We start from the raw sequence: 12,749 nt of genomic DNA on the forward strand, positions 1-12,749 counted from the left end.
AGTGGGCGCTTCCATCGATTCTGATGGATCGGATCCGTTTCTTCTGCTCCTAAAAAAAAGGCAGGAGGCGGTGACCGATCGCCAACGATGGCGTGCCCATTTGAACCGTGCTTTTGCCAAAGGCATGAACGCGGTGCCGCCGCTCACTCCCCACGGGGTCCTGACTTGAACCTCACTCCGTGGTTTAACCCGAAATGTTAGGGTGATTTTCAAGGGAAGCGTGTGGGTGGGCGTCTTTGCCCCTTTGAAATGTTCCCTTGACGTCAGTTCTTTTCCATCATACGCTTAGGTCCATGAGCCCCCGCCCATCTCCTCCCACTGGCACGACCCCCAGCGTCCCGTGGCGCGATCGTTTTTCGGATAGCGCGGCCCGGTTCATTTCCAGCCGGGCAGGGTGGGTGGTCCTGGGGACGTTGTTGTTTGTGGGTTTTTTTTCCGCCTTTCTGCCTCGCGTGACTCCCAAAAATGACAGCTACGATTTCGTCATCGATCGTGACCCGGCAACGGATTTCTTTAACAAATTCCGGAAAATATTCGAGAAAGACGAGTTCTTTGTCATTGCCTACCGGGAGCCAAACCTTTTCACTGAACCGCGCCTTCGGGAACTGAAGGAACTCACGGAGTCTCTCGAAAACGTGGAGGGCGTGACGGATGTCGTAAGCCTCTCCAACGTGGCCGATATGCGGGGGACGGAAGACTCTTTCGAGGCCGATGATTTCCTTCACGAGATTCCCACGTCCCCATCGGCCCTGGCGGCTTTGCGGCGGCGGGCCCTGGCCAATCCTTTGTACGACCGGACCCTCCTTTCGCCGGACGGCCAAACCACGGCGATCGTCGTTTTCACGCCGCTCCCCCCGCCGGGGTCCGACCGGGACATCGAAAAGGAGATCCGGGTGTTGTTGGGCTCGGTGAATAAAATCTTGGCTCCCTACCGCGAGCGGGGCCGGCGATTTGCCGTCGCTGGGTGGCCGGTGACCACGTTCTATATGGGGGAATACATGAAGGCCGACGCGCGGCTTTTTTTCCCTATTTCCTTGTTTCTGACTCTGGTCACGATATGGTTCGTGTTTCGGAACGTGAGGCTTTTATTCGTCGCTGGCCTGGGAATTGTGTTGACGTTGATGGCCACCTTGGGCCTGGCGGGCTTAGCGAAGATCACGATTAACAACGCCTCGATCGCGGTCGTGCCTCTGGTCATGGCCCTGGCGCTCTCGGACATCATCCACATATTCACCCATTTGGATCGACGATCCTTGGACGAGAGCGGAGGCCATCCCGGGAAAGCCCTGGGCCGCGTGTTAAAAATAGTTCTCTTTCCGTGCCTGCTGACGAGCGTGAACACGGGGATCGGTTTTTTTTCCTACACCTTCAATAGCGTTTTGGCCATACGGAGTTTCGGGTGGTTGGCGGCGACCGGAATGATGTTCGAGTTCATCGTCACCTTTGGGTTTGTGGCTCCTCTCCTGACTTTTTTTCGGTCGGATCGGATCTACCGGTCGCCGGAAGCCCACCAGGAGCGGGAAATTCCACGACTCCTGCGTTGGGTTCATGGCGGCGTCACGCGACATCCCTGGTGGCCGTTTCTCCTTTGCTTGGCGGGGTTGGTCTGGGGCGGATGGTTCACACGCGAAGTTAAGGTCAACACGAATCTGGAGGAATTGTTCAATTCGAAATCCCTCCTCCGACAAGACACCAACTTCGTTCGGGACAACCTGGCCGGGATCGAGGCCGTCAGCATCGTTTTTGAGTCCACGCGGGACGCCTTTAAAAACCCCGCTCTGCTCGGCCAAATCGATGCGATCGGCCAAGAAATCAAAGCGAATCCGCGCATTCATTCTTTAATTGGGTTGGGTGAATATTTCAAGGAAATGAATAAAGCCTTCCATGCGGAGGACCCCGCGGAATACCGCCTTCCGAAAAACCAGCGGATGCTGGAACAATTTTTATTGCTTTACGGACGGGACGATCTAAAGGATTACATCACCCCGGCGTTCGATACGACCCGGGTGATGATCCGCGCCTCCGCTCCCAGCTCGAACGAATCGCGCGATCTAGTCCGCGCCATTCAAGAGGTTCTGGACCACCACCCGATCGCGGGGGTCACGGCCACGGTGACCGGGTCCACGGCCCTGAGCGTGCGGACCATGAAGGTCATGGTGGACGACCAAATCAACAACATCGGTCAAACAGTGATCGTGATCTGGCTGATCATGGTGGGGGTTCTGCGGTCCTGGGGGTTGGCCCTGCTGTTCCTTCTCCCCAACTTGTTCCCGATCGTCATCAACTTCGGGCTCATGGGTTTTTTCGGAATTCCTTTGGACTCCGGAACGTCGCTGATCGCGGCGTCAGCTTTTGGGATCATCGTGGACGACACCGTGCATTTTTTTGTCACCTTCGGCGCTTATCGAAAGCGGGGGTTCGGGATTGCCCAGGCCCTGGAGGCCACCACGTTCGAAAAGGGCGAGGCCGCCGTGGCCTCTTTCTTCATCATGGTGATTGCGTTCGGGGTGTTGACGTTATCCCATTTTCAACCGATTCTCATGTTTGGTCTTCTGAACATTTTTATTTTGGTGGTGGGGATGGTGGGAGATCAGGTGTTTCTGAAATCGATTATAACCCTATGGGCCCATTGGCTGGATTGGCGGGACCCCTCTCCTTCCTTGGTCGCCAAAGCGCCGACAGGCGAGGGGTAGCGGGTGACTCCCTTTTCGCCCGCCCGCGAACGGGGAGTGAAGGCGTATTTCTATCCGTTGATTTTTAATGTTCACGGATCTTCCACCCCGCGCGATCGGTCAATAATAAAGTCTGGAAGCTTTTCAAGCCGGTAAATGGTTCCTATCGTGGGACATAAATTTCCATAATGAGTTGAATCGATGCCCCCCAAGCGAATCCTCTTTTTGGCCGAAGCCGTCACCCTGGGGCGGATTTGTCCCAGCTTCGACACGCGAATGCCCGTTATCTTTTTCTGGATCGGCCCCGCTCCGGTCCCAAGGACCAAGTCTCTGCGCCACCGGTTTGAAACTGTTTTGCAGGATTCTTCCATCCAAGGCCGGTCGCCGGTTTGAGGCTCGCCAAAACCATGACGAAACTTTTCGAGAGATGGGTTCTTTATCGGAGCCGCGGCCTGTGGATTTTCTCCCTTTTCACCCTCCTGCTCGGGATTTCGGCCCTCGGGGTGCGGGTGAAAGCGCCCCTTGAAAATTTGGTTCCCCGGACCCATCCCTTCATGCGGACGTTCTTGCCACTGCGGAATGCGTTCGGCGGGGCCAACGTCTTTTTAGTGGCTCTGGTTCCTCGGGAGGGGGATATTTTCAATCCGACGTTCTTCAAGATTTTGGAGGAAACGACCAACGCCGTCCTTCAACTCCCCGGCGTGGACCGCGGGCGCGTTCGCTCGCTGTTCACCCCCGATGTTCGGACGCTGACGATCACGAGCGGCGGATACGAGGGGGAAAACGTCGTCCCCTCGGATTTCGCCGGGACGAAAAACGATTTTGAAAGGGTCAAAACGAACATCGGACTCAACAAAGAGGCCCAGCGTCTGGTGGCCCGTGATTTTCGAGGCGCCATGATCCGCGGGTCTTTGCTGGACTTGGACCCCGCGATGGGGGCTCCATTGGATACGGGCCCTTCCGCCCGGGCCCTGGAAAGCCTCCGCCAACGATGGCAAACCCCCGACCTCCAGGTTCATATACTCGGTTTCGCCACACTGGCGGGGGACATGGCCCAGGGGGCTCGGAAGATCCTGGCGTTCTTCGCGCTGGCCGGCGTCCTCAGCGCGCTGCTTCTGCGACGGATCGTTCGGTATTGGAGCCTGACCGGGATGGCTCTCCTGGCCGCGCTTCTGCCGGTCGTCTGGCTGGTGGGCCTTCTTCGAATGCTCCGGTACGGCATCAACCCCTTGTCCATGCTGATCCCTTTTTTAGTGTTCGCCCTGGGCTTGAGCCATGGGGCGCAGATGGTGAACGCCTGGGCCCGCGAGCGGCGCGCGGGGGCGACGCCAGCGGACGCGGCCGCCCGCTCCATGGACGCCATGCGGTTGCCGGCGGTTCTCGCCCTGGCGACCGATGCTTTTGGTTTTTTGATCCTCTTTTTGGTCCCGGTGCCCATGATCCAGGAAATCGGCGTGACGGCGGGGATCGGCGTGGCCTTGATCATTTTTTCCAACCTGCTCTTTCTCCCCATGCTGTTGTCGTTCTCGGCCGCCGTTCCGACCGACCGACCGTCGAGGGCCGACGGGGTCTGGCGTGGGCTGTCGGAAGCCTCCCGGGGTAAACCCGCCGTTATCCTTTTGATCCTTGCGCTCCTCCTGGGCGGAGGGGCGGCCTATTGGGGGCGGCGCGTGGTGGTGGGAAGCACGCACCCCGGCGTTCCGGAGCTTCGATGGAACTCCCGCTACAATCAAGACTGGCGGGCGGTGGCGAACCTTTTCCCGGTGGGGCTGGACTTATTGACGGTCTACGTTCAAGGCCCTACGGAGATCACTCAGGATTTTGAAACGACGCGGGCCATCGATCGGTTTGCGGAGCGGATGCGAGCCGTGCCGGGGGTCCAGCGGGTGATTTCCTCGGCGGATGGCGTTCGCGCCGCGAACGTCCTCCAAAACGAAGGGTTTCCCAAATGGGCCGGGCTTCCTCACCACCCGCAAACCCTGGGCGCCTACGCCAACCTGGCCGGCGTGGAACAGGGCTTGATGAACGCGGCCGCCGACACCTTGCAACTCCTGGTTTTCACCCAAGGGAACGAAGCCTCTGTCCTGGCCCCGGTCGTGGCCGCCGCGAAAGAGGCCGCCCGGGACCTTTCAACGGACCGCACCCGGTTTCTCCTGGGGGGAGGGAACGTGGCCGTCTTGGCGGCCACCAACGAAACGGTCGCCCGGTTCAATCGGGTCCTCCTCTGGGGGATATGGGGCGCGGTGGGCCTTTGTTGCCTGATCGCCTTTCGCAGTCTGCGCGGGGCCTTGATCGTTACCTTGCCCCTCCTGCTGGCGTCCCTCCTGGCCAACGGGTTGATGGCGCTGGCGGGGATCGGGATCACGCTCTCGACGTTGCCTGTGGTTTCGCTGGGGGTCGGGGTGGGTGTGGATTTCGCCGTCTATCTTTACGAAAGTTATGCCGCCGGTCGGCGGAGCGGGCGGACCCGGGACCAAGCCCTGTTGGACGCCTACCGAACGAGGGGGAGGATGGTGGCCTTTACCGCGAGCGCCACGTCCCTGGGGGTGGGACTTTGGGTTTTTTCGCCGCTTAAGCTTCAAGCGGACATGGGCGGGCTCCTGGCCTTTCTTTTCCTCGCCAACGCGGGAATGGCCTTTCTTCTTCTCCCGCCCTTGATCGGTCTTTTTGAACGGAAGACTACGGGTGGGGGGAAATCCGACGGCTTTCTTCGGGGCCCAGAACGAGGATTTCCCCAGAACCCGCCCTCGCCACTCCGGTCCAACGCGTCCCCTCCTCTGTTTTAAGAATCTTCAAGGTCTCCGGGTCCGGCCCCACGAGGACCGTTCCGTCCCCGGCCAAAACCACGCCTTCGGGATCCCAGGCGCCGGCGTAAAGGGAAGGGCCCTTCCTCGGCAGTCGCTTCCATCGGACCCCGGCGTCCCGGGAGACCCACACCGCTCCGTTGAATCCGTAAGCCGCCAGGGAATTGTTCGGGCCGACGGTCACGCCGAAGAGCGTTTCCCGCTCTTTCACCGGCGTGGTCTTCCAGCCGCGACCGCCGTCCGCAGATCACAGGATGATCCCCTTCTCCGACCACCACCCAAACACCCGGCCTGGGAGAGGCGACCCCGTAGAGGTGTCGATCCCCGCTGGGAAGGGAAATGTTGGTCCAGGTGATCCCGCCGTCCTCGGTCCGGAGGCAGAGACCGTAGGCCCCCACGGCCATGCCCTGCGCGGGGTTTTGGAAAAGAACATCAAAGAGCGGTTCGTCCGCCGCCGGGGCGCTCCGCAACAGACGCCAGCGCCCCCCGCCGTCTTCCGTTTTCAGGATCACTCCCTCATGGCCCACGGCCCACCCCATTCGATGGTCGAGAAACCGCACCGCGGTCAAGGTGACCTCCACCGGCGACTCCGCTTGCCGCCAGGTTTCCCACCGGTTCTCCGAAAGGAGGATGCGCCCCTTCTCTCCCACCGCCACCCAGCGGTCCCCCGCCCGGTCGACGGCCAGAGCCCCGGGCCCGGCGGCCCGTAGCGGGCCTGCCAGGAGGGCCAGGAAAAAAAGACCTCCCTTCGTTGCCCGGAAGAGAGGTCGGAAGAACGTCATGGAACCCTCGGGACTATCGCGTGCCTTGTCCGCGCAGGTTCGCCGGGGTGAAGTAGGCCGCTGGGAATTTGCGTTCCTTCCAGGGAGAGGATTCCTCGTTGGTGAGGTTCAAGGCGAGATAGCGCCCGGAGGGCAAGTCGTAAAAAACCGTCACGGACGCCCAAGGCATGGGGACTTCAAAGTAATTGACGAGGTGCTGTTCCGCAAAATACGATAGCTTTCCCCCCGCATCGTATTTGTCCGAGAGAAGCGGAATCCAGGAATCCTCATCCAGATAAAAGACCCGGCGGGCGTAGAGGTGGCGGAAGCCTTTTTTCAACGTCCCTTCCAGAACCCACACCCGGTGCCGCTCATAGCGGGGGACCTCCTGGTTGAGATGGCCCGCTTTCAGGATGTCCTTGTAACGCAGAGCCGGATCGTTCAACCGATAGGAGTTGTAGGGGACGAACATCTCTTTTTTCCCGATCAGGGTCCACTGATACCGATCCGGCGAGCCGTTGTACATGTTGTAGTCGTCGTAGGTCCTCAATCCCTCCGCGGTCAGGGCCAGGTTGTCGTAGGCCAGGGTGGGGGCCAAACGGACCCGCCGCTGGCCTGGGTTGTACAGCCAGGCGGTGCGATGCTGTTTCACCTGGTCCACCGGTTCGTGGACCAAAAGGATGGACCCCGCCAGGCGAGGCGGGGAGGCGAAGGTTTGCAGGAATTCAAAGAACAGGTTCGGGGTCCGGCGGTCGAGGGGTTTGTCCAGGTTGTTGTAGTGGGGCTCAAAATCCACGGAGCACCGCGACGGGGTGTACGTCCCGTTCCGCAGAACGGGGGCTTCAATGGAGTTCATCCGAAAGGCGGGCCCGCGAAAACGCAGGAGCACGTTCCACACCGCCTCGGCGCCGTCTTTGGGGATCGGGAAGGGCACCCCGTCGGTGGCGTTCAACACCCCGTTGCCGCCATGGGATAATATGGTTTTGGTGGCGTTCTCCCGGGTCTTCTGGTAGAACGCCGCCGGGAAGGATGCCGTCCGCCGGGTGGGATAGACGACCATCGTGTAATCCGGAAACTGGGCGAACAGCGCCAGCTGGCCGGGAGTCAGTTGTTCTTTGTACTGGTCAACGTTCTTGGAGGTGATGGTGAAGAGTGGCTTGTCCTTCGCGAAAGGATCGGCGTAGTGTCCGCCGTTCGCGTGGGGATAGGCGTCTTTCGCCAGGCCTCCCTCCCAGGCGGGGATGGTTCCAGCGGCGTTGCCCTGGCGTTCCGCCCCGACGGGGGTCAGATTTTTTCCCAACGCCGCGGCGTGCGCGGCGTCCACCGCGGCGGAGAGGCCCGCCGGCCAGAACAGGGCCAGGGCCGAAACGATTTTGAGCGCAGTTTTTCCCATAGCGGGTTTCCTCCCAAGGGGTCCCATGGCGGTTAGAACGAGTAGCTCAGGTTCATGGAAACGATGTCCCGGTCCTTCACTGAATTCGACGAGGTCGCCGTTTCCTCCGGCTGATCGGGCGGGTAAGTGCCCGGCGCTGAGACGGACCGGAACGTCCGGCCGCCGAAAAAGTCCGTGTAGGAGAGGTCCAAGGCCCAGTCCTGTTTAAAGGTGGTTCCCAGCCCGTAGCTGAGCGCCTTGACGTTTTCGTTAAAGGTCGCGCTCACGCCGCTCACATCGTGGGAGAACGTTACCCGGGGAGAGATGTTCGTTTGAAAAAAGGAGTCGAGGAAATCCATCCGCGCCGTCACCCGGTATCCCCAGGAATCCTTGGTGGCTTGGCCCTGGATGGGGGCATTGGAAACGCCGCTCCCGGGGTTGGACCCCGGAGCCAAGCTCGTGGCATACCCCTGGTAATACTTGCCATCGGTCAGGTCCATATGGGTATAACCGGCTTCGCCGGCCACGGTGAGGACATCCATTTTCCATAGGGGCCCAAGGACCTTGGTCACGCTCACCTGGGATTGTTGAACGGCCAGCCGTTCGTAGCCTTTGATCTCCGTTCCCATGGGAACCGCTGCCGCCGCGCCCGCTCCGGCCACGTCGGCCCCCGTTAGGAAGTTCGACAATCCGCCCGCCGCCAGGGCCAGTTCGCTGACCGTGTATTGGACCGGTTGATTGGGCCGATAGGAAGATTCCCCCTGGAAAGCGAGTCCCCAGGGTCCCACCGTGTTGAAGCTGAGGCCGTAGATCCGGATGTTCTCCGGATACTCCACAAAGTAGGAGGCGGGCTTATCCGTGCAGTCATCGCCCCAAAAGGCGGGTCCCCCGGCGTCATTGAAAGTTCCTGGGATGTCGATGTATTTCCCGGAACAGTCGATCGGCAATGGCGCAAGCGCGTTGTTGGGATTGTTGACAGACACCCCACCCCGCACGCTTGAAATAAGGGGCGTCCGGCTGTGGTAGTTGACGTGATAGAGCCCGAACTCCGTGTTGTTAAGCAAAGGCGCGAATATCCGTAAGGCGACCCCGGCCTGGCCGGAGTCTTTGGCGTCTCGATCTCCCGACCGAATGCCCCAGACCTGCCCTAAGTTCGTGGTACTCGTGCTAACCGGAGGGGGGATCAGATTGGCGTCGGCGGGTGGCATGTGCTGGTCATACCGACGGCCGGAGCCGAGGAAGATCTTGTCGCCGTCGTCCGAAATCAGGTCATCGGTGCTAAAAAAGGTTCCCCGGGGATCCGTGCGGACGTGGTCGAAGCGCGAGAGGACGAAGCCTTCCAGAGAAAACGTTTTGCCCAGGCTCTGGGAGGCGAAGGCCATGGGGGTCGGGAGGAGAGCTTCCTTAATCTCCGCGCCCGGCACCCGCAGTTTGCTGAGATCGATGGCGTTGGCCACGCTCAGGCCGTTCGGGATAAAGGTGCTTTCTCCCCAGTTCACGACCTGTTGCCCCAGTCGGAGTTTGAGGGATTGGCCCATGACCGGGAATTCAGCCCGCACATAGGCGTCCAACAGCTCGGCGTAGTGGCCGGTGCGGTTGCGCGCCTGGTCGCCCAGGGTTTCGCGGGTGATGTTGGCGAAATCGTAGAAATAGGACCCGCGGGCAAAGGCGCCGAAATTGCGGTAACGGAGGTCCAGCTCGTTGGTCATCTTGACGACATTGTAGGCGGCATCCCCTTTGCTGTAGTTTAGGTTCCCGTCGTCGCCGTTGATGTTGCCCGAAACGCCGCCGTTGGAGATTCCGACCAATTGAGGATCCCTGTCCTGGGCTCGAAAGGTTACGCCGTAGGAAACGGTGGTGTCCAGGTTCCCCTGAAAGTCGCCCGACCCCGGCAGTTGAAAAGCCGAGGCGGGTCCCACCAAAACAAAAGAGAAGCTAGCCAGCGCCCAGCTTACGCGCCCAATGTGTTCACCCTTTCCCTTCATGCATCCTCCTCCTTCCGCCTTTAAACCCAACGCAACGCATTCAGTCTGGATCGCGAAGCAATAAATTTCAAGAGATTAATTTCGCCAGAGAATCACCGTCTGTTTTTCCTGCGGCAATTTCGAATCCCGCGCCCCATCCTTCAGTTTGCCTTCGATAAAAATCCCGACCTCTCCGCCTTGGCGGGGTTTCCTGGCCGCCGGACTTTTGTTTGGTTACCCGTTGACCCGGGCTAAACAAGCCGATCTCCGCAAATAAATCGCCCTCCAGTAAAAAGGCTTGGTCTCGGGCCTTGCAGTGACGTACAAGGGCGTGGTATTGTCTCCCCATGAGCAGATCCTTCCGAGTTTCGACTCCGAACGCCGTCTCCCGCGCGACCCTTCCTGGAAATGGGAAGGGGTTTGTTTATCTGGTGGGGGCGGGGCCGGGGAGGGTGGACCTAATGACGGTGCGGGGGGGGGAGTGTTTGGGGCGGGCGGAGGTGGTGGTGTTGGACGCGTTGGTGGATCGACGGGTTTTGAAACATTGCCGGGCGGGCGTCAAAATAATTGATGCGGGGAAACGGGGCGATGGGCGGGTTCGGATGCGTCAGCCGGAAATCAACCGACTGTTGGTTCGCTTGGCCCGGGCCGGAAAAACCGTGGTGCGGCTGAAGGGGGGGGATCCTTTCTTTTTCGGGCGAGGAGCGGAGGAAGCGGAGGTTTTGGTGGACCACGGGGTCCCTTTTGAGGTGGTGCCGGGGGTGAGCGCGGCGACGTCGGTGCCGGGGTTCGCCGGGATTCCGCTCACGCACCGGGGGCACGCGTCTGTCGTGACGGTCGTCACGGGGCACGAGGGTCGGGAAAATCCTTATCTCGGGGAAACCGCCGGTCAGGCGGTCCGACGGCGGGGGCCGGGGGTGGATTGGTCCAAAATTTCTTCCGAGGGGACGTTGGTGATTTTGATGGGGATCCGACAGCTTCCGCACATCGCCCGCCGGCTTCTCGGTTTAGGCTGGCCGTCGTCCCTTCCCGCGGCGGCCGTGCAGTGGGGGAGTTGGGCCCATCAACGGACGGTGCGCGGAACCCTGAAAGATATTGCCCAACGGGTTCGGCGGGAACGGTTGGGAGCGCCGGCGGTGATCGTGGTGGGGGACGTGGCGGGGCTGGGAAAAAATTTAAATTGGTTTGAAAAAAGACCGCTGTTCGGAAAAACGGTTTTGGTCACCCGGGCCCGGGATCAGGCCTCGCACCTGAGCGCCCTCTTGGAGGAGGCCGGGGCGCGGGTCATTGAAAGCCCGGTCCTCCGGATTGTCCCTTTGCCCCTGGGGCCGGATGGGCGGGGGTTCCTCCGAAACCTTTTAAGCTACGACGGTGTTCTTGTGACAAGCGCCAACGGGGCCCAACTTTTCGCAAAAAGAGTTGGAACGTCCCGCGCCCTTCCGCCGGTCTTCGCCGTGGGCCCTAAAACGGCGGCCGCGTTGGCGGAAGAGCGGATTCCCGTCCAAGGGGTGGCGGACACTTTTCAAGCGGAGGGCATGATGGAACTTTTGGGCAAAAACGTCCGGGGCCGACGGTATTTGTTTCCGCGGGCCGAAGAGGGGCGGGAGGTTTTGGTCGCGGGTTTAACCCGGCGCGGCGCCCGGGTGGACCTCTGGCCGCTCTATCGAACGGTCCCGGTTCCTTTGACGAAAGAGGCCCGCGCGGCTCTCCGAGCGGGCACGGTGGACGCGGTCACGTTCACGTCCTCCTCCACGGCGAACTCCCTCTTGGGCAACTTTTCTGCCCCGGACGTTCACCGTATTTTCTCTCGCGCCCAGGCTGTTTCCATTGGGCCGATCACCTCCCACACCCTGCGGGCTCGGGGGGTACGCCCGACCGAAGCGGCCCGGGAAGCCACGGTGGAAGACCTGGCCCGGGCCGTGGTCCGCGCGGTGGGCGTCCGATGAAAACCGGAATCCCCACCGCCGCGCTCCTCCGCGCCATGCGGCGCGCCTTGGCCGAGGCCGGGGCGATCCATCGGCGTGGGGCCCGGCGAACGTTTTCGATTTCGCACAAAGGCCTGGTCGATATCGTGACCTCCGTGGACCACGCGGCGGAAAAACGAATCCTTGGGGTCTTGCGCGGGGCTTTTCCCGACCACGGGTTTTTGATGGAGGAGTCCGGTCTCCACGCGACCCCCTCCGGGTACCGCTGGATCGTGGACCCGTTGGACGGCACGGTCAACTTCGCGCACCACGTGCCGCTCAGTTGCGTGTCCATCGGTCTCGAAAAGATGGACACCCGTTGCTGGGCGGGGTGTATGCGCCCTTTTCCGAGGAGCTTTTCCTCGCGGTCCGCGGGAAGGGGGCGACCCTGAACGGCCGGCGGATCCGGGTGTCCCAAACGAACCAATTGATCGACGCCCTGCTCGTGACCGGTTTCCCCTACGACCGCTACAAAAAAGCCGCCTTTTATCTTTCTTTCGTCGAGAAGTTCATGAAACGGACCCAGGGACTGCGGCGGCTGGGGGCGGCGGCGCTCGATTTGGCCTACGTGGCGGCGGGCCGGTTCGACGGCTATTGGGAATTCAATTTGAAACCCTGGGACTCGGCCGCGGGGCGGCTACTGGTCGAGGAAGCCGGCGGGCGGATGAGCGATTTCCGGGGCCGCCCCTACACCTCCGCCGACACGTCCCAGACCTTGGCCTCCAACGGATTTCTCCACCCCGCCATGCGGGCTCTCTTAAGACAAATGCCCGCCCTGCGCGTATGATAAAATAGAGACGTTCGACCTGGAGGCATTCCATGAAACGTTTCCTTCCCTGGGCTCTTGGCTTGGTTTTGGCGGCGGCCCCCGTCCTGGCTGGAGAAACCCGCGAGTTGACGCTCCTGAACATCAAATACCAAGGCAAAGTGATGTGGCTTCCCGGAACGATCGTTGTGAAAAAAGGCGATCACGTGAAATTGACCCTCCTGAACAACGTGCCGGAAGATCCCGCCGTTCACGGATTTACGATTCCCGAATTCGGGGTGAAGGCCGAAGCGGCCCGGGGCGTCCCCACCGTTGTGGAATTCGATGCCGTGAAGGCCGGGCTCTTCGACACGAGCTGTCATCTTCATCCCGCCCACCTCAAGGGCCAGCTTTTGGTGATCGACTGAGCGGCGATCGGCGAACAACGGCCATGCGTCCTTCGCTCC

9 protein-coding genes and 1 pseudogene are annotated in these 12,749 nt (G+C 60.9%); 7 read left to right on the forward strand and 3 right to left on the reverse strand.

The genetic code is table 11. The features are described from left to right. The first annotated feature begins 1 nt into the window (after window position 1). The 4 genes from IPP35_09235 to IPP35_09250 all read left to right on the forward strand — a co-directional run bounded on the left by IPP35_09235 (window position 2) and on the right by IPP35_09250 (window position 5,458). Window positions 2–169, forward strand: a complete 168-nt coding sequence (locus IPP35_09235; protein ID MBL0059274.1) for a hypothetical protein — start codon at window positions 2–4, stop codon at window positions 167–169. A gap of 124 nt (window positions 170–293) precedes the next feature. Further along, window positions 294–2,693, forward strand: coding sequence for an MMPL family transporter (locus IPP35_09240; protein MBL0059275.1), 2,400 nt, complete (start codon window positions 294–296; stop codon window positions 2,691–2,693). 180 nt (window positions 2,694–2,873) lie between these two features. Further along, window positions 2,874–3,065 (forward strand): hypothetical protein, encoded by a 192-nt coding sequence (locus IPP35_09245; GenBank protein ID MBL0059276.1) that lies wholly within the window; start codon window positions 2,874–2,876, stop codon window positions 3,063–3,065. 14 nt (window positions 3,066–3,079) lie between these two features. After that, window positions 3,080–5,458, forward strand: a complete 2,379-nt coding sequence (locus IPP35_09250; GenBank protein MBL0059277.1) for an MMPL family transporter — start codon at window positions 3,080–3,082, stop codon at window positions 5,456–5,458. Here IPP35_09250 and IPP35_09255 read toward each other — a convergent pair. The 3 genes from IPP35_09255 to IPP35_09265 are packed head-to-tail and all read right to left on the reverse strand — an operon-like array spanning window position 5,455 to window position 9,594. Further along, entirely contained in the window at window positions 5,455–6,258 is an 804-nt protein-coding gene (locus tag IPP35_09255) for a hypothetical protein (protein MBL0059278.1), read from the reverse strand. The two genes, IPP35_09250 and IPP35_09255, sit on opposite strands and share 4 nt — an antisense overlap. Window positions 6,259–6,271: 13 nt before the next feature. Beyond that, window positions 6,272–7,630 carry a DUF1329 domain-containing protein gene (locus IPP35_09260; GenBank protein ID MBL0059279.1) on the reverse strand — a complete coding sequence of 453 codons (1,359 nt, stop codon included), beginning with the start codon at window positions 7,628–7,630 and terminating at the stop codon, window positions 6,272–6,274. A gap of 32 nt (window positions 7,631–7,662) precedes the next feature. Further along, window positions 7,663–9,594, reverse strand: coding sequence for a DUF1302 domain-containing protein (locus IPP35_09265; protein MBL0059280.1), 1,932 nt, complete (start codon window positions 9,592–9,594; stop codon window positions 7,663–7,665). Between the two features lie 326 nt (window positions 9,595–9,920). On the opposite strand from IPP35_09265, the gene cobA reads away from it, so the two are divergent. The 3 genes and pseudogenes from cobA (at window position 9,921) to IPP35_09280 (ending at window position 12,710) form a co-directional block, all read left to right on the forward strand. Continuing rightward, entirely contained in the window at window positions 9,921–11,519 is a 1,599-nt protein-coding gene (gene cobA, locus IPP35_09270; protein ID MBL0059281.1) for a uroporphyrinogen-III C-methyltransferase, read from the forward strand. After that, window positions 11,516–12,324: pseudogene (locus IPP35_09275) on the forward strand (inositol monophosphatase). Before cobA ends, IPP35_09275 begins: the two are co-directional and overlap by 4 nt. A gap of 32 nt (window positions 12,325–12,356) precedes the next feature. Continuing rightward, entirely contained in the window at window positions 12,357–12,710 is a 354-nt protein-coding gene (locus IPP35_09280; protein MBL0059282.1) for a cupredoxin domain-containing protein, read from the forward strand. The last annotated feature ends 39 nt before the right edge of the window (window positions 12,711–12,749 follow it).

The sequence above is a fragment of the Elusimicrobiota bacterium genome (assembly GCA_016721625.1).
Lineage (GTDB): Bacteria > Elusimicrobiota > Elusimicrobia > FEN-1173 > FEN-1173 > JADKHR01.

What these genes read in the sequence shown, in the direction of transcription:
- IPP35_09280 (MBL0059282.1), top strand. Translation starts at nt 12,357, where the DNA reads ATGAAACGTTTCCTTCCCTGGGCTCTTGGCTTGGTTTTGGCGGCGGCC.
- IPP35_09255 (MBL0059278.1), bottom strand. Translation starts at nt 6,258, where the DNA reads ATGACGTTCTTCCGACCTCTCTTCCGGGCAACGAAGGGAGGTCTTTTT.
- IPP35_09250 (MBL0059277.1), top strand. Translation starts at nt 3,080, where the DNA reads ATGACGAAACTTTTCGAGAGATGGGTTCTTTATCGGAGCCGCGGCCTG.
- IPP35_09265 (MBL0059280.1), bottom strand. Translation starts at nt 9,594, where the DNA reads ATGAAGGGAAAGGGTGAACACATTGGGCGCGTAAGCTGGGCGCTGGCT.
- IPP35_09245 (MBL0059276.1), top strand. Translation starts at nt 2,874, where the DNA reads ATGCCCCCCAAGCGAATCCTCTTTTTGGCCGAAGCCGTCACCCTGGGG.
- IPP35_09260 (MBL0059279.1), bottom strand. Translation starts at nt 7,630, where the DNA reads ATGGGAAAAACTGCGCTCAAAATCGTTTCGGCCCTGGCCCTGTTCTGG.
- cobA (MBL0059281.1), top strand. Translation starts at nt 9,921, where the DNA reads ATGAGCAGATCCTTCCGAGTTTCGACTCCGAACGCCGTCTCCCGCGCG.
- IPP35_09240 (MBL0059275.1), top strand. Translation starts at nt 294, where the DNA reads ATGAGCCCCCGCCCATCTCCTCCCACTGGCACGACCCCCAGCGTCCCG.